We start from the raw sequence: 17,134 nt of genomic DNA, 5'->3' as shown, positions 1-17,134 counted from the left end.
TCAATGGGAAGTATTACAGAGCGTGCCGTCGGCCCGCCGCGTGCGATGGCTGCGAAACATTCCGACGAGGCTGACCGGTGCCTCAACTGGTCCGGAGGTATGGGTCGATGCATCAATAATGCGACCTGAGAGTTCGAGGCGCTGCCCGGCAACCACCAATTCCATGGCGACACGGTCCCGGTCCTGAGCCGACGCCGCGATCAGCCGCAAGCCTTGTTCAGCGCCTGAAGCAGGTCCCGCATATCGAACGGCTTCTGCAGGATCACCGCATCGGAGTCGACGGCGTTGGTGATGGCGGTGGTATCCGCAAAGCCGCTCACGAATATGACCGGCAGATCCGGACATCGCGCGACGATCTGCTGCGCCAGCTCCGCGCCATTCATCCCGGGCATCGCGAAATCCAGAACTGCCGCATGTGGACGCTCGAATTCGAGAAGGGCAAGCGCGGACCTGCCGTGGGCGAAGGCGCTGACCTTGTGCCCCGCATCGGACAAACCCGCTCCCAGGATGTCGCGCAACGCGTCATCATCGTCGACAAGAAGGACGTGCAGAGGCGGCGTGGAGGAAGTCTCATCTGTTGGAGAATGCCCGTGGTCCTTGGCCGTGGGAATCGCGCTCGTGCAGGGAAGATATACCCTGACTGTCGTGCCCTCACCCAATACGCTTTCGATCCGCACCGTCCCGCCTGCCTGGCGCGCACTGCCATAAATCTGGGCCAGACCGAGACCGGTCCCCTTGCCCATCGGCTTGGTCGTGTAGAAGGGCTCCATCGACCGGCGCAGTGTTTCCGCATCCATGCCGGTCCCGGTGTCGCGCACAGCGACCTCAACATAGTCGCCCGGGCCGATCTCGACGTCGCCCTCAAGCGTTTGTTTGCTGGTAGAGATGGTCAGTGTCCCTCCAGCCGGCATCGCATCGCGCGCGTTGATGACAAGATTGAGCACCATCATTTCAACCTGGACGGCATCAGCCAGCACGGGTGCAGGATCGGGATTGAGCTGCATCTTCAGTTCGATCAGCGGACCGACCGTGCGCGACAGCAGATCCGCCACTCCTTGGAGGACGTCGCATACATAGAGGGGTCGGAACTGGATCTTCTGCGAGCGCGAAAATGCCATCAGCTGGCCGGTCAGTTTCGCGCCTCGCTCCGCAGCCTCGGCGCCCGCTGAAGCGAAACGCCGAACTCTCTCGAGGTCCTCGGGCTTGCGGAGAATCAGGTTGTACGCGCTGATCACCGAGGCGAGCACATTGTTGAAGTCATGCGCCATACCCGCCACGAGCTGGCCTACCGCTTCCATCTTCTGGCTCTGGAGCAATGCCTCCTGTGTCTGTTCAAGATCAAGCGTGCGCTCCGCGACCCGCTGTTCCAGCGTCGCATTGAGATCACGCAGCTGCTGCTCGACCGCATCCCGTTCGATCACGAGGCGCGTTCTCTCGGCCAGTTCCTCCATGAAAGCGATGTCGTCGCCGTTCCAGTACCGCGGCTCACGATCGTTCAGGTAGACGATCGTGCGCAGGCGGCTGTCCCGCACAAACGGGACCACCAGGATGGATCGTGTATCCACTTCCCGGGCCGTGTCACGGGTCCGGCTTTCATCGCTGATCGGTTCGTTGAGAAGATCTTCGACCACAATCGTCTTCCCCGCGCTGAGGGCAGCGACGATCTTCTCACCGAAGGCAGCGGCGGGATACCGGCCCAGCAGAGGCGGAACGGTCCCGTCCGTCCAGCAGATACGATAGTCGAAGACATCTTCCGCGGAATCGAGCTCGCCATATCCTGTGCGCGTCACGCCGAAATGACTGCCCATGAGAGAAGCGATCTCTTCCAGCGCAGCGTCACTGCCCTTCTCGCGGAGTATGTCGGCTACGCGCAACCGCAAGGCGATGCGTGCTTCGCGCCGGTCATACGCCGTGAAGAGCTGATCGAGCTTGGCTGCCCCGAGACCGACGACAAACAGCGACACCGAGAATACGGCCACGATCATCGCCAGACTGGCCTGGTTGATTCCGGCCTCGCTGGGCAAGTTGTCCGGCATCGTATGCGCGACAAAACTGGCGGCACTCATCGCGGTATAGTGCATTCCCGCAATGGCCAGCCCCATCGCCACCGATGCCGCGACGCGATGACCCAAGGCGTGATTTGCGAAAGCAAGCCAGACTGCAATCGTCGATGCCACGATGGCGATCACGATGGACCAGAATACCCCGAGCGGATCGAACACGATACCGGCTGGCATCTGCATCGCTGCCATGCCGAGGTAATGCATCGCAAGAACGCCCGAGCCCATGAGGAGGCCTGCCAGGCCAAGTCGTGCGGGCGAACGATTCCTCTGTGAAGCTATTGCAAGGCCAAACCCTGTAAGAATGATCGGGAAGAGGAACGACAAGACTGTTATTCCCGGATCGTAACTAGAGTGCATCCCTGGCAGGCTGAAAGCGAGCATCCCGACGAAATGCATCGACCAGATGCCACCGCCGAGCGCGAAGGCCGCGGTACCCAGCCAGATTCTCCGAGCGTGCCCCGAGGCTGCCCCCATGCGGCGGGCAAGGCTCAGCCCCGTGAAAGACGCGAAGACCGCTATAAAGATGGACAGACCCACAAGGAGCGGGTCGTAGGCTCCGGACACTGGCATCCAGCGGTAATGGCATGGCGCGATCATCTGGTCTATCCGCCTGATTACAGGCGACCATACTGCGCTGTGGGGATAGTTGAGGTGACCCGGCGACTCCGGTCTCCGCCCTACCTGCGTTCGATTTCTGACTGGAAGCTGAGAAGCGCATGTCGGCATCGGCCGGGACACCATCTTTGACAGTGCCGCTCCTCACGGATCCGAACTCATCTGAGAATTCAGACCGCTCAGCCCGCCGTCATTGCGTGTTCCCGTGCGCGTCGCCCATCCGAAGCTTTCGCCGTCGCCGCCCTTTCCCCGTGAAGTCGGATCACAATGCGGATGACACCCGGCGAAGACTGAAAAGATCTGAACGGGTATTGGCCTTGCTCATCCGCTCCGGTTAATAGCGGCGCCCTGGCCAGCCATTCTTTGGATAATGCCCTCAGACCTGCGACAGACTACCCGATGCCAGAACGGCGCCGGTCGGTTGCCCGGTTGGCGACCCACCCGTCGGTTCGTCCGAAAGCGCCAGAGTACTGCCGGTTTGAAAGCCCCTGGCCAGATCTGCCGGAATCTGGCGGCGCTGGATTCCCGCCGAGTTGACGAGCCCGAGCGACACGGGCGCCGCGCCCGGAGCAATCAGCCACAGCTCACGGACGCGTCCTGCGGGTGCAGCGATTCGGGCTGGCGTTATCATCAGTTCGCGACTTTCGGGATTGAAAGCGACTGTCAGCGCTTCCGGTGCCTGGTCACCAGCCAGCGAGGCCAGCAACAACGGCGCAACCTGCTTTTTCTCAACGGGTGCAGGGATCGTTGAGCGATCCGGCGGGGTCAGCTGCAGCGCCAGCATGATGACGGCGGCAACCGAAGCCGCGATTGCGCCGGCCTGCCATCTGACCAGCTTCCTGCGCAGCGACACCACGACCGTAGACCCGCTCGCGTCATTCGCTTCGCCATCCAGCCGCCGCACGATCGCTTCCCACGTGCCGGGCGCGGGAATTTCGGCCTCGATATCCTCATATAGCGCAGCGAAGTGTTCCTCCCACTCGGCCACACTGGCGGGGAACGCCGGATCATCGGCCGACCGCCTGCGGGCCTCCATCAGCTCCTCGCCTTCGAGCAGCCGCAACGCGTATTCCGCCGCAAGAAGTTCGGCCTCGTTCATTTCTGCAGGCACTCACGAAGTTGCCGCAGGCCCCGGCGCATCCAGCCTTTCAGGGTGCCAAGCGGGACACCTGCCCTCTCAGCGAGCTGCGAGTAGGCAAGGCCATCGAAAAACGCGGCCCGGATCATCGACTGCGCGCGGTTCTCCAGTTCCGCGATGCAACCCTTGAGCTGTTGGCGCCCCTGACCATCTGCCGCGAGGGTAAAGGCGTCCGGCGCATCGTCGGGGATTTCCAGCCCATCTTCCAGGGGCGCCGAAAACCGCTGCTGCTTGCGCGACCGGAGACGATCGATCGACCGGTTGCGTGCGATCGTGGCGAGCCATGTGATGGCGCTGGCCTTTGCGGGATCAAAGCTGGATGCCCGTTGCCAGACACTGACGAAAACGTCCTGCAAGGCGTCCTCCGCCTCTTCGCGATCCTTGAGGACCCGTAAGCAGATGCCCAGCAGCTTTGGCGAGGTCGCGTTGAAAATCGTGCGCAACGCGGCTCGATCGCCAGCAGCAACGTCACCCAAGGCGGTGGCTAACGCCGCCCGCGAATCACTGTCCGAAGATCGTTCCACGGTCCTCATGTGCAAGGACTGGCACAGGGGATCACATATCGCAAAATGAGCTCTGCTTTTCTCAGAAGGTTTTCCTGAACTCGATCTGGATATTGCGTCCGACCGGATCGCGGATGGCTGACTGATATGACAACGGCGTACGTCCTTGACCATCGCTCACCCGTTCGCGCTTGTTCAGGACATTATCGATGTCGATCCCGATCCTGCTGTTGCGCAGCAAGGATGACGAGGCGACAAATCGTCGGCCTTCGATGAAGCCTCGCAAGCCGAACGTCGTCAGCGGCGAGAATGTCAGGACATCGGCAGGTCCCCCTGCCTGCAGAACGCTCCGGCTGCGCCTTTCGCCGCTGAAACGAACCCCCAGTCCAGGCTCGGAATAGCCTACCGTAAAATCGAACTGATCGCGAGGCCGTGTCGATCCGCCCAGTGCGATCGAGCCGGGTTCGAGAAGATCTATCGTTCCGAAGTTTCTGCCGAGCGCGAGACGACTGCTGAGGAGGGGGCGATAGGATCCGGAAAATTGCAGACGGGATCTCCCTCCGCCGATATCGAGTGGAACGTTGAGGTTGAAGCTCGTGTGAAACTGCTCCTCGCGCTGCGAAGGGAAGATGACGGGCCGAAGGTCGACGCCGGTCAGCTGGCCTGCCGGATTCCGTTCGAACCTTTCAGGGAAAAGTTCGAAGACGAGCGCGCTTGCCGCCGGCAGGACGCTGATCACGTTCGAGTTGACGGCTGTGCCGTATTCAACCGTCAACAGCAGATCTACGTCCTTCAATGGGCGCAAGTCAGCGCTCAGTTTTCGGGTTGTGCTGGCCTGGACCGGAAGCTCGAAACGGCCCCCTGTCCGCGTCACGAGTTCGACGGTCTCCTGCCGCAGCGGATCAAAGTAGCGTACGCCGCTGGTCTCGATCAGCGGGTCGGTCAACAGATCGACGCCAGGGGCGTTACGCACATCGTTATGGACAGCGCTCAACTGAATCCATCTGGCCGGCGACCAGCGCAGCGAGACGATTCTTGACCGAAGCTTCCCCGCCCCGCTCGTGCTTCCTTCACCGGCTTCTGCCCTGACCGCGAGGGATCCGAGCCAGGGGATCGGCCCGCTTTCGGACAGGATCGGCACATCGACGCCAAGGCGTATATCGCGGGATGTCCTGCCGAACTCCATGCGATCTCCAAGGCCTCGGCTCTCGACCCGTTCAAGGCGCAAGCCCGCAGCTAGGGTGAGGTGCAGCGGGCCTGCCGGCATGGTCCAGACCGGCCCGTGCGCGAGCAGTTCTGCGCGCGTCGAGTGCGTGACGATGCGGTTGCGTGACGGCATGGGCGAGAGGTCGGTCGTTATCTGCCGCCAATCACGGCGCAGGCCCCCGTCTAACGAAAAGGACCAGCTGCCGGTCTGCGCATTGAGCTGGGTATTGAGATCAATCGTCGAACCGCGCGACAGACGCTCGACCCCGTCCCCCGACAAGGACAGGCCGAGCCCTGCCTGACTGCGATTTTGCCGGACTTTCAGCGTCGCCGATCCATCGAGCCACGGGAGCAGCTGGTCCGATCCTGACAGGCTGAGCAGATAGCCGGAGGTTTTGGGTCGCAGGGTACGGAACCGGCCCAGATTTTCAGGAGAGCCGTCGACCTGTTCGATTTGCCGCTCACTTTCGAGGATTGCGCCGTCATGCCGAACCTCGAAGGCTGCATTGAGACGCTGGGGCCGGCGGATCCGGGTCGCGCTGATGTCTGCGGTCGCGCCGATCGCTCCTCCGTCGGTCGCTCCGCGCAAGCGCCCGCGTGCAACGAGAAGGCGCGTCTCCGGTTTGAGCACGACGTTGTAGACCCGGCGCCCAGCTGGCGCTCCAACCGCCGCGCCGCTTTCCCTGGCGAGCAGTTCGACCCGTTCGATGGCCTCGGCAGGATAGCTCTCAATATCGCCCAGTCCGGAAACGCGCCGACCGTTCACCAATACAGTCACGCTGTCGCCCCGGTCCCCGTCCTCTGCCGCGACCTCCTCCACCAACTCGCCAACGGTGGCCGCCCCGTAGGCGAGGAGATCTTCGCCGCTCACGCTTCGCTGCGAGGCCAGCATGGGCGCGCGTCGACCTTCGACGATGATGCCCGGCTCGGTCGACGATTGCGCGAAGCAAGCCGACGAAACGGAGCCGGCAAGCAGGCAACAGGAAGCGTGGAACACTGGAAAAACGGACCCACCGCGTCTCGGCGGGTCCGTTTCTGATGACCCTGATAAGGGCCGCCTGATCATCTTCCGGATCACAACGTGCTCCGGTTCGTCTGCTACCGGTCCATCTGGCCGCGAAGCGCCCCGGCGGGGTACTCGGCGTTGTGCACGACGACATAATAATCGGACGGAGTCTGGACGATTTCCCTGGCAAGCTCACGGCCCACGGAAACGCAGCCGGAGCTCATGCCAGACGACGGCGGGATGAAATCGACGACGACCGGACCATTCCCACCGGCCGGCCCCTCGTGGATATGGGCCAGGGTCGCTGTCTGGATCATCTGCGCTGTCAGGGTATAGCAGATCTCACCCTTGCCGGGATTAATCCGGATGCTGGCCATGCCGCTTCCGTCGGGATCGCCCCCGAACGTGACCTGATCACCATCGAGTGCTACCGAAAACTTCACCCCGGTATCCTGGGCGAACGCCGTTGAACTTACGAGAGTGGCTGTTGCCACAGCAGCTGTCACGAGAAGTCTGCGCATTTTTCGTCTCCTATGCGATAGCGGAATTCGATGCCGCACAGGAAGATACGGAGCGCGATGCCTTGCGGATGCGCTGGAAGGCCAATTTTTTTCATGTGCTTGGACCAGAGGACATGATTGGCCGCGTCGACCAGGCTCAAGTTGCGATTAGACGTCCCCTTACTGGCTCCGGAACGATGGTAGAGCTATCGGGCGGATTGACCTCACGAATGGGGTTTCCAACCCTTCGACCTCGCCTGCAATTCCTGACCGCCATTGAGTGCGGATCCGCTTGCCATATCTTGCGCGCGCATCATCAGCTGAGCCTGGCCGCTGCCGGCTTGGCGGTATTCGCCTCTTTCCGCGGTGGCATCTTCAAAGTGCTCAATCATGCGCCAGCCGTGGGCATCCTTGCACGCAATTCCCGCCTGATCGGCTCCGCTGTAGGCCCGGCAATAGGCACCGGCACGGTCACGGAAACTCAGCATGACACGTACCGGTGCATCAGCAGGCTGCGTTGCAACCAGCTGACCATCGAGGGCAGCCGCAACTTGCCCGCTAGCATAGCTCTCGGACCCAATTTCGCGGGGAATGAGAAGGGCCAGGATAAGCGACGCCGCCAGCGCCGGCCCCGCGATCCAGCCCCAACGCGGAGCGTTGAAGCGCGTCGTGGATCGGGACTGGCGTTGTTTGTCAAAATCGATGACGCTGCTCTTGTGCTGCAGCAAGGTGCGAAGACGTTCGGGCACAGGTTCATCCAGGATGGGCGCAAAGTGCGTCGAGAGCCGGGCGCGCAAGGCACGATGCGCCGCGACAGCCCGCTCCAGGTCCGGATCTGCCGCCACGGCTCGTTCGACTTCGACGTGCCGTTCGAAGTCGAGTTCGCCATCAGAAAACGCCGCCAGCTCCTCGCGCGTTACCTTCATACCGTTTCTCCCAGTCTTGCCAGAAGCGCATCGCGGCCGCGCACTAGACGGGAATTCAGAGTGCCGACAGGACAGCCGACGATCTCGGCCGCCTCGCGATATGTGTAACCTTCTACCATCACAAGCAGCACGGCCACGCGCTGGTCGTCGGGCAGGCTCGCCATGGCGCGGTCGACATCGCCCAACTCCGCGGCAGCATCCTGCGCCCCCGCCGCCCCTATGAATGCGCCCGCCTCTTCCGATACGAAGGTCTGAGATCGGCGCCGGGATGCCCTGCGTTCGTCAATCCACAAGTTGCGCATGATCCGGTACATCCAGCTGTCGAGACGGGTACCAGGCTCATAGCTTTCGCGACGAGACAGCGCGCGCTCGATAGTCATCTGGCAGAGATCGTCCCCATCGACCGGATTGCGTGACAGTCCGATTGCGAAACGACGCAATCGGGGCAACAGGGCCAGCACGCCATCCTCGAAACCGATGCTCAGGGTTTTCCTGCCTTTCGTGGATTAAACGGATGAGACCGCGCGTTTCATCCATGCTTAAGACAGATTCTTGAACGATGACATTGATGAGACTTCGCTATCTCCTGATTGCAGGCTTGCTTGCGATCGCCATCCGGCCGGCGATGGCCCAGGTGGGCCTGCCCCCGGTAAGGCTGCCAGCGCTTGACAGCATAACAGAAACCATCGGTAACACGCTTGACGATGCCGGGGCGGAGACCGTCCGAACAGCAAGAGACATGCTGCGCATCCGCGAGATCCGGCGGGCCAAACTGATGCGTGATCATCCTGGGCAGATAGAGCGGGACGCAAATGGCGATCTGGCGAGAGCGGGAGAATTGTTTCTTCTCGATGCCGCGCCCGCCGAGATAGATGCCGCGCGGCAAGCCGGATTTACCGTCATCGGGCACGAGCAGATCGAAGGGCTTGCCGTTGATCTGGTTCGGCTCGGCATTCCTGAAAATCTCTCGCTGAAAGAAGCCGAAATGGCGTTGGGTCGCCTGCTGCCCGACACAACCGTCAGCGTCGATACCCTTCACTTCCCCGCAGGTGACGCTGGCAAGCGGGTACCAACTACAGGGTCCAGCTCATCTGCCAGAAGTGTCCGCACCCCGGTCGGGATTATCGACGGTGCCCCCGGACGTCATGCCCGTCCCTCGGCGATGCGCGGCTTTGCTCGAGGCGCCCCCCAACCCAGCCATCATGGTAGCGCGATCGTCTCGCTGCTCGACTATGCGGGGGTGCAGGACATTCGCGTGGCCGACGTTTATGGGACCGATCCCGCAGGCGGCAATGCCATGGCGATTGCCAAGGCCCTTGGATGGCTGACACAAACTGGCACGAAGGTCATCGCCATCAGCCTTGTCGGCCCTCGCAACGCATTGCTGGAGCGGGCGATTGCTTCGGCGCAAAAACACGGCGTGATCATCGTCGCCGCAGTCGGCAACGATGGCCCGGCGGCTCCGCCCGCTTATCCGGCGTCCTACCGCGGCGTCCTGGCCGTGACCGCAGTCGACGGACGCAACCGTGCCTTGATCGAGGCCGGCAAGGCCGATCATCTCGACTATGCCGCACCTGGTGCCGATTTGCGGGTCAGAAACGCTGACGGCAAGGCGACCCGTGTAAGAGGTACTTCATTTGCCGTGCCTCTGGTTGCCGCCCGTGCCGCCGCCCATCGTGGCGAAATCTCCCAGATCATAACGCACCTTGACGAGGAGGCTGACGACCTGGGTGAACGGGGACCTGATCGCGTTTATGGTCGCGGTCTTGTTTGCGGTCGTTGCCGGCCGTGACTGATTTTTTTGCAACCCTGAATTAAACGACGCTCGCGATCCGTTTTCCCATCGAACGGACGGAACGGACATCGTTCCCACAATTGATGGAAGGACTGGATCATGAAGACGCTCCTCATTTCAACTGCGATCGCGGCACTTGCTGTGACAACTCCTGCCCACGCCCAGGTCCTGGGTGGCGGTGGTCTCGGCGGCATGATCGGCGGAACGTTAAACAGTCAGGGTTCGCTCGGCGGGACGCTCAGCGCGCCGACACGCACCGTAGGATCTGCAACACGCGGCACCGCCGATGCCAGCACCAAAACGAAAGGCAGCAAGTCGATCGATTCCCGCAGCGGGAGCGTCGCGACCAATGGAAGCAGCGAGGCCGGCATCAATGGCACTGTCGCTCAGGCTACCCGCGGGCCTCTCGGCAGCAATGCGGCAACAGGCTCAGCCAGCGGATCGGGTTCGGGGAGCGGCAGCGCCAACGCCAACGCCCAATTGATCGGGACCGATCAGGTTCGCACGACGGTCAGCTCCGCTGCCGGAACCGCTGGACAAAAGATCGCGCATGCGCGCAGGACAGCAAATGGCGCCGTCAGTGTCGCCACGACCGGCGGGGCGTCTGCCACTGGAGTTCTAAAGGGGTCGGCCGATAGCATGGCTGGTATGACCGCAGGTCTGACCAGCGCTCAGCTCGCCGCCGCAGGCAGTGCCGCCGCGCAGGCGAACGGAGCCATAGCGGTCGCTCGTGGCACACCTGTATCGGATCCCAGTGGCGATACGCTGGGTACGGTCCGCCAGGTTGTCTCCGATGCGCGCGGACAGCTCGAGCAAGTGCTGGTCGACGTCGACGGAATGAGCGCCCTGCTTCCCGCAGACAATTTCAGCGCGAGTGGCAATGTCCTCATCTCCGCCATGAGCGAAGGCGAAATCCGCCACGTCGCGGAGCAGCAGGCCCCGGAACAGCAGGCAGGGGAGCAGCAGGTTGAAGAACCCGCGGCCCAATAACCAACGGACGATCGATGATCCCCGGACAAGCGAACCGCCTGTCCCGGGACCATCTTACATTGAGAAAACGTGGTGCCACCAATACCGTCGCGCGCGAGGTCGAGGCTTTGGGCGGCAATGATTGGCGCCCATTAACCGGACGAGATCCATGCGCAGCCTGCTTGCCCTTCTGCTTCTTCTCATACCGCTCCCAGCTCTGGCCACCGAGCGGGAAATTCCAACGTCGTCCAGCAAGGATGACGGACCACAGATCGAGGTTTCAACCGGTGTCGAATACGAAGAAGGCAATTATGGATCCGGAACGAAGATCAACATTCTTTCCGTCCCGACAAGCCTGACGCTGTCGACCGGACCGCTGCAGCTTGTCGCGACACTACCTTATCGACGGGTCGAAGGTCCGTCGAATGTCGTTCCCGGCGGGATACTCGGATTGCCGATCCTTTTCGATCCAAGCCAACCGCAATCCGAAAGCATCACGCGCGAAGGTCGGGGCGATCTCGAAATTGGCGCAATCTACTCAATTCCAACGCGTGTCGTGAACATGGCGTTCTCCGGTTCGGTCAAATTGCCGACCGCCGAAAACAATCTCGGCACCGGTGCCTTGGACTATACCCTGGGTGCAGAAGTGTCGAAGCCGCTTGCTGGCGGCATCGTGCCTTTCGCGAGCTTCGCCTATACTCTGCCGGGTAGTCCGGACGGCTATACGTTGCAGGATAGCTATGCGGTATCGGCCGGAGTTGCCGTGATGATCGCTGCGCGAACCCAAGCTCACCTGTCCTATCGCCATGCCGACAACGCCAGCAGTCTGATTTCCAGCGATCAGCGGCTGCTTTCGGGCCTGAACACACGGCTTGGTGAAGGCCTTTCGCTCGGGCTTTATGGCTCTGCAGGCTTAACCGTGGGGGCGCCGGACTTCACGACGGGCGTTCGTATTGGGCTCCCGCTATTCTGATAGATGTTCTGGTTCAATGCACCTGACAGAATCAGAGCAACCATGCGGCGATTGCGACTTAACCGGTTAATCTGCCAAACATGGAGCAAGCTAACATAATCGGTCTGGATATCGCCAAGAACGTTCTTCGTGCGCACGGCGCCGATGAGCGCGGTGGCATGCTTTCAGTCGCAAGCGGACGAGAACCAAGCTGCTCGAGTTTTTGTCGGCCATCGGCGCGCCGGCAGACTCATGGCTGTAGCGGATGCTGGCGCGCACAAACCGCGCATTCTCCTCTCGGTCGCGCTCGCCAACAAGACGGCGCGTATGGTTTGAGAGCTGCTCACCAGGAAGGAAAAATCGAGGACTTAAGCCAAGGCTTGGGGTCGCAGGCGTCGAGGACGTAGGTGGTCGAAGGAGAGTACATCGGAAGTCAAAATTTCAGCAAGCGATAACAGCATTTTTCGGAACGTGTGAAATATAGATTGCCGTTGCTCGCGCAGTCATTGGCATTTTGACCGAAAAATGGCCCATGTAATGGGGGGACATGAGTGACCACCGGGTGTGCCTGACGTTAACGCAGCGATCGCCGCTCCGTATTTCAATCCGGACCAAGCCACTTACAGCTGTCTTGTTGCGGACCGCCGGTTTGACCCAGCCATGGACCCTCGCTTGTCCTTCCCGGACCGTTACTCCAGCTCGGTAAAAATGCAGCTTCCCGCTGTGTTGGCTGTGCACCAATGGTCGGACTTCCGGGCTTCCAGACGCCGGTCCACCAAAAACTGACCCCATAAGCAATACCGCTGAAAACGTGATCGTCTTTATCATGTCAACTTCCCATCCAACCTGTATGAGGCCCCACTTGGCTCGATTTCACAGCCTTATTGTAAACCGCTGAGCTGGTACGTCTGAGCCGACGTCCTCTTGCTATCGCAAAGCCTTCACCCAGCAGCCAAGCACCGCCAGCGTAAAGCCGATCCAGAAGCGATAACGAAGATCCCGGCTTGCCGCACCTCGGGCATCGCGCTGTCCTGCATCGCGGGCAAATGCGGAGTGCCGTCCTCTCTGTGCGCAGACCACATCCGGAGAGAGGCGGATGACCATGCCTTGCGCAAACGCTCCACGATCGGGTTCAATCACAGCCCTTCTCCCCGCAGCAATGTTATGCGAGTCGTTCTCATTAGCAAATCGTGGAGCGTGGACATGCGCGCGTCAAGTTAAAGCTTTGCTCCTAGTTCGGGGGGCGCATCGTGCCTTTATGTACAAGCAATTGCTACATTCTCCGCCATTCGGGCGACTTCAAGCCGGCCGGCAACTCGAATACCGATCTCGGGTTGCTTTTGCAATCGACTCGCATTAGCTGCCCGTCGTCAACTGATCACGGGATCCGATGAGGAGCATTCGATGAAGTCTCACCTGGCCGCCGCACTTGCCTGTTCCACTGCCCTCGCCAGTCCCGCGTGGGCGGCGGAGGCTGCTTTCGAGGCCAGCCAGATCGTCGTGACCGGCGAGAAGGCGCAAGGCGGCGTTGCGACGAAGACCGATACGCCCGCCATCGAAGTTCCCCAGCCCGTCACCGTGATCACCGCCGACACTTTCGAGGCTCAGGGCGCGGTGTCGATCAGCGACACGCTGAACTACGTCGCGGGGGTGCAGGCCAATCCCTATGGCCCCGACAGCCGGGTCGACGGCGGCTTTATCCGCGGCATCAACGCGCTCCAGTTCCGTGACGGCATGCGCGACATCTACAGCTTCTATGCCAGCGTCCGAGCCGATCCCTACAACTTTTCGCAAGTGCAGGTCGTGCGCGGGCCAGCCTCGGTCCTGTTCGGCGCGGGTTCGATCGGCGGCCTTGTCAATCTGGTGTCGAAAACGCCCGAGTTCGAAACGTCGGGGGAGTTCTCTCTCCGCTACGGCTCGCATGATCGGAAGGAGGCACTGGCCGACATCACCGGCGGGCTTACCAGCGACATCGCCGCTCGTGTCGTGGCAAGAGTGCGCGCTTCCGGGTCGCAGACCGATCATGTTTCCGACGACCGCGTGATGCTGGCTCCATCGATAACCTGGTCGCCGACCGATGCCACGAACCTGACCTTGCTTGCTCTCTACCAGGAAGACGATGGCGGTTCGACATCGCAGTTCCTGCCGCTGGTCGGCACGATCCTGCCCAATCCCAACGGCCAGCTCGCCAATGACCTGTTCATCGGCAAGCCGGGCTGGGATCGTTACGACGGTCGCCTGCTGCAAGGCACCGCCCTGCTCGATCACCGCTTTTCCGAGGCGCTGAAGCTGAACCTCAAGGCGCGCTACATCGACAGCGACCTCACCTATCTGACCCATTATCCGAACAGCTACAGCAACCCGACCAATCCTTATCTGGACCAAGACCAGCGGATCATCGGCAGCTACGCCAGCGGAAGCCTGGCCCGCATGGAGATCTTCTCGACCGACACCAACGTCCAGTTCGATTTCCGCACCGGCGGAGCGATCGAGCATACGCTGCTCGCCGGTGTCGATTACAGCTGGAACCGGGTGCGCAAACAGGGCGGTCTGGCTTTGGAGCCGATCGACATCTACGACATCGATTATTCCGCGCTGTCCGATTTCAACGGCACCATCCCCATGCCCGGCGATCCCGGCTTCCTTCGCGCCAGCGCGGAGGACGTGAGCCAGAAGCAGCTCGGTTTCTATCTTCAAGACCAGATCCGGTTCTGGGACCGCGTCTCGGTGGTGCTCGGAGTGCGGCGGGACGAAGCGCGTTCGGACTCATTCGGGGCTGAGGTTTACGATACCGGCGCAACCAGCTTCCGCGCCGGCGTGATTGCAGAGGTCCTGCCCGGCATCTCGCCCTTCTTCAGCTATACCGAGAGCTTCGAGCCGATCGGCGGTTCGGACGTCTACGACGATCCCTTCGTGCCCAAGAGCGGACGGCAATACGAAGCCGGGATCAAATTCCATCCCAACGACAGCGTGATGGTCACGGCAACTGCCTACCATATCAAGGAGACCAACCGACCCGTCGCGGTGGCGGTGCCAGACCCCGAAAACCCGGATATCACCCTGACGGGGCAGCTACAGGTTGGCTCACTGACCTCGAAGGGTGTGGAGTTCGAGGCGAACGCCCTGCTGCCGGGCGACCTGCAGCTGATCGCAAACTACAGCTACAACGAAGCGGAGATCGACGACACCGGGCGGCAACTCGACAACGTGCCGCAGCACAACGCCTCGATCTGGGCGACGAAGGTCGTTCCGCTCGCAACCGACACGTCGCTGCGGCTTGGCGGCGGCGTACGCTACGTCGGCAGCCAGCGGTCGTTCGGCTTTGCATTTCCCGAGGGCATCCGCACACCGTCCTACACGTTGGTCGATGCGCTCGCCGAAGTGAACTGGCAGAACTGGAGCGTGGGGCTCAACGCCACCAATCTGCTCGGCAAGGACTATTACTCGGCATGTCTGGCCCGCGGTGACTGCTTCGTGGGTGCGGAGCGCAACGTGTTCGGCACCGTGAGCTATCGTTTCTGATGGCAAGCGAAGGGCTCTGGCTGGCGGCACTGGCGGCGACCGGGGGCGTCGCCACCTTGCGGGTTGCCTGGGCGCAGCCCCAGCGTTCCCGCGCCATCAACGGTCTGGGATGGGTCTTGCTGGCCCTTGCCGCACTGGCGGGCGGACAGGAGGCAGGGGCTTGGGGTGTATCGATCGCTGCCCTTGTCGGCATGGGAGCGGCGTTCGTGCTGCTGGCTGTCGCGGGCTTCGCCTCTCCCCGTAAAGAGGCGCCCGCCTCAAACCGCCGCGTCGGCATGCTGCCCGAAGCGGGCGAACCGCTTGCCTTGGCCAGACGCGGATTGACGTTTGCCATTACGATCGGCCTCGCCACGGCATCGGCCCTCGGCGTTGCCATCGCCTTGAGAGCAATCGCCGCTCTTGCGGGCGCGAGCGAGGCTGATGCCAATGTCGTCGCGCTGTTCGCCATGCCGCTGGCTTGGGCCACTCTCGTCTATGCCGTCCTTATGACCCCCCGCCGCCGCACGCAGTTGCTAATTCTCGGGCTGGCCACGTTGCCGGCCCTGCCTCTCGCCCTCATCGGGAAAATCGCATGAACACCGCACCGGAACCCGGCACCGTCAAGCGAGCCTTGTCCGCGCACGCCGCGATCGGTTTGCTTGCTGGCGCCTTGCTCTACCTCGTCTCGCTGACCGGAACGCTGTCCGTCTTTTACGCGGAGTTGCAGCGCCTCGAACAACCCGATGCGCCTGAGATGACCGCGATCGATCCCGACCGCGTCCAGAGCGCCGTGGCGGCCATGATCGCGCTCGAACGCGGAAAGCCCACGACCACCCATCTTTTCGTGCATCTCCCGGTGGACGACCTGCCGCGCACGACGATCACGACCGATACGCAAGCGTACCATGTCAATGCCGACGGGACGCTCGCCATGCCCGAAGAGATCGCCTGGTCGGACTTTCTCATCAAGCTGCATTATACCCTCAACCTGCCCAGTCTGGTCGGCATCACCATTGTCGGTGCGCTTGGCGTAATGATGCTGGCGCTTGCCCTGTCAGGCGTCGTCGCCCACCCGCGCATTTTTCGCGACGCTTTCCGCCTGCGGGCAAGGAACGGCAATGGCGTCGGCCTGGCTGACTGGCATAACCGTCTGAGCGTCTGGACCCTGCCGTTCTCGTTGGCGATCGCGCTGACCGGTGCGCTGATCGGCATGGCGACCGTAACCGCCTGGACCATCGCCGCGATCGATTACGACGGTGATGTCGAGGCGGTTTATGGACCGATCTTCGGCGAAGAGGGCAAACCCGACGCCACGCCCGCGGCGCTGCCCGATGTCGCGACTGCATTGCGCTACATGGCGTCCCATCATCCCGATGTGACGGTCACTTATGCAATCCTGCACGATCCGCTAACAGCTGGTCAGCATGTCCAGATCGTCGGCTCGCATGATCGCCGTCTTATCTTCGGTGAATACTACGGTTTCGATGCGGCCGGACGGTTCCTCCACGCTTCGGGTCTCGCAGATGGCGAACTGGGCCAGCAGGCAGCCGCATCGACCTACAAGCTGCACTTCGGAACCTACGGCGACCTGCCAGTGAAGCTCGCCTATCTGGTGTTTGGCTTGGCCCTGACCGTCATATCCGCCACTGGCGTCTACATCTGGCTCGGGAAACGCGAGCGGCGCGGCATTCGTCAGCCGCGGATCAGGGCGGCCTGGAACGGCGTTGTCTACGGCATGCCGCTGGTGCTGGCGATGACCCTGCTGCTGCGGATGGGCTTCGGCAACGATCTGCCTTTCGCGGCGATATTCTGGATTGGCTCGGTAGTGACGATCGCTGCTTGGGTGGCTTGGGAAACACGCATCGCCCTTCCTTCCAGAACCGAGGCCCCGATCTGAGCCAGCCGGGTTCCCTCACCCCTCGGCTTGCTGTTGGCGAAGGTGGTGAGCGTGAGCGGCCCG

The 17,134-nt window shown here is 61.9% G+C and carries 15 protein-coding genes; 6 read left to right on the top strand and 9 right to left on the bottom strand.

Features of this window, described 5'->3' with window-relative positions:
* The 9 genes from J2X37_RS10180 to J2X37_RS10140 form a co-directional block, all read right to left on the bottom strand.
* Entirely contained in the window at positions 1–210 is a 210-nt protein-coding gene (locus J2X37_RS10180; RefSeq protein ID WP_310020744.1) for a hypothetical protein, read from the bottom strand.
* Positions 201–2,660, bottom strand: coding sequence for an MHYT domain-containing protein (locus J2X37_RS10175; protein ID WP_310020742.1), 2,460 nt, complete (start codon positions 2,658–2,660; stop codon positions 201–203). Before J2X37_RS10175 ends, J2X37_RS10180 begins: the two co-directional genes overlap by 10 nt.
* A 394-nt stretch (positions 2,661–3,054) precedes the next feature.
* A complete protein-coding gene (locus tag J2X37_RS10170; RefSeq protein ID WP_310020740.1) occupies positions 3,055–3,777 on the bottom strand; it encodes an anti-sigma factor domain-containing protein in 723 nt (240 codons plus the stop codon).
* The gene (locus tag J2X37_RS10165) at positions 3,774–4,349 is read right to left on the bottom strand and encodes a sigma-70 family RNA polymerase sigma factor (protein ID WP_310020738.1); all 576 of its coding nucleotides are present in this window, start codon (positions 4,347–4,349) and stop codon (positions 3,774–3,776) included. Before J2X37_RS10165 ends, J2X37_RS10170 begins: the two co-directional genes overlap by 4 nt.
* 52 nt (positions 4,350–4,401) lie before the next feature.
* Positions 4,402–6,522 carry a hypothetical protein gene (locus tag J2X37_RS10160; protein WP_310020736.1) on the bottom strand — a complete coding sequence of 707 codons (2,121 nt, stop codon included), beginning with the start codon at positions 6,520–6,522 and terminating at the stop codon, positions 4,402–4,404.
* A gap of 101 nt (positions 6,523–6,623) precedes the next feature.
* Positions 6,624–6,974, bottom strand: a complete 351-nt coding sequence (locus J2X37_RS10155; protein ID WP_310020734.1) for a CHRD domain-containing protein — start codon at positions 6,972–6,974, stop codon at positions 6,624–6,626.
* A gap of 59 nt (positions 6,975–7,033) precedes the next feature.
* The gene (locus J2X37_RS10150) at positions 7,034–7,192 is read right to left on the bottom strand and encodes a hypothetical protein (RefSeq protein ID WP_310020732.1); all 159 of its coding nucleotides are present in this window, start codon (positions 7,190–7,192) and stop codon (positions 7,034–7,036) included.
* A gap of 63 nt (positions 7,193–7,255) precedes the next feature.
* Positions 7,256–7,957, bottom strand: a complete 702-nt coding sequence (locus J2X37_RS10145) for a hypothetical protein (RefSeq protein WP_310020731.1) — start codon at positions 7,955–7,957, stop codon at positions 7,256–7,258.
* Positions 7,954–8,436 carry an RNA polymerase sigma factor gene (locus J2X37_RS10140; RefSeq protein ID WP_310021096.1) on the bottom strand — a complete coding sequence of 161 codons (483 nt, stop codon included), beginning with the start codon at positions 8,434–8,436 and terminating at the stop codon, positions 7,954–7,956. The genes J2X37_RS10145 and J2X37_RS10140 overlap by 4 nt, the downstream gene beginning before the upstream one ends.
* 89 nt (positions 8,437–8,525) lie before the next feature.
* On the opposite strand from J2X37_RS10140, the gene J2X37_RS10135 reads away from it, so the two are divergent.
* The 6 genes from J2X37_RS10135 to J2X37_RS10110 all read left to right on the top strand — a co-directional run bounded on the left by J2X37_RS10135 (position 8,526) and on the right by J2X37_RS10110 (position 17,071).
* Positions 8,526–9,749: a S8 family serine peptidase gene (locus tag J2X37_RS10135; protein ID WP_310020729.1), complete on the top strand. Its 1,224-nt coding sequence runs from the start codon at positions 8,526–8,528 to the stop codon at positions 9,747–9,749.
* A 102-nt stretch (positions 9,750–9,851) separates the two neighbouring features.
* On the top strand, positions 9,852–10,742 hold the full coding sequence (locus J2X37_RS10130) for a hypothetical protein (protein WP_310020727.1): 891 nt from the start codon (positions 9,852–9,854) through the stop codon (positions 10,740–10,742).
* Positions 10,743–10,890: 148 nt separating this feature from the next.
* On the top strand, positions 10,891–11,694 hold the full coding sequence (locus J2X37_RS10125) for a hypothetical protein (protein WP_310020725.1): 804 nt from the start codon (positions 10,891–10,893) through the stop codon (positions 11,692–11,694).
* Between the two features lie 1,383 nt (positions 11,695–13,077).
* Positions 13,078–15,195: a TonB-dependent siderophore receptor gene (locus tag J2X37_RS10120; protein WP_310020723.1), complete on the top strand. Its 2,118-nt coding sequence runs from the start codon at positions 13,078–13,080 to the stop codon at positions 15,193–15,195.
* The gene (locus tag J2X37_RS10115) at positions 15,195–15,770 is read left to right on the top strand and encodes a hypothetical protein (protein ID WP_310020720.1); all 576 of its coding nucleotides are present in this window, start codon (positions 15,195–15,197) and stop codon (positions 15,768–15,770) included. The genes J2X37_RS10120 and J2X37_RS10115 overlap by 1 nt, the downstream gene beginning before the upstream one ends.
* Entirely contained in the window at positions 15,767–17,071 is a 1,305-nt protein-coding gene (locus J2X37_RS10110; protein ID WP_310020719.1) for a PepSY-associated TM helix domain-containing protein, read from the top strand. Before J2X37_RS10115 ends, J2X37_RS10110 begins: the two co-directional genes overlap by 4 nt.
* The last annotated feature ends 63 nt before the right edge of the window (positions 17,072–17,134 follow it).

This window comes from Croceicoccus sp. BE223 (assembly GCF_031457155.1).
Lineage (GTDB): Bacteria > Pseudomonadota > Alphaproteobacteria > Sphingomonadales > Sphingomonadaceae > Croceicoccus.
This window is presented reverse-complemented; position numbering and strand designations above follow the sequence as displayed.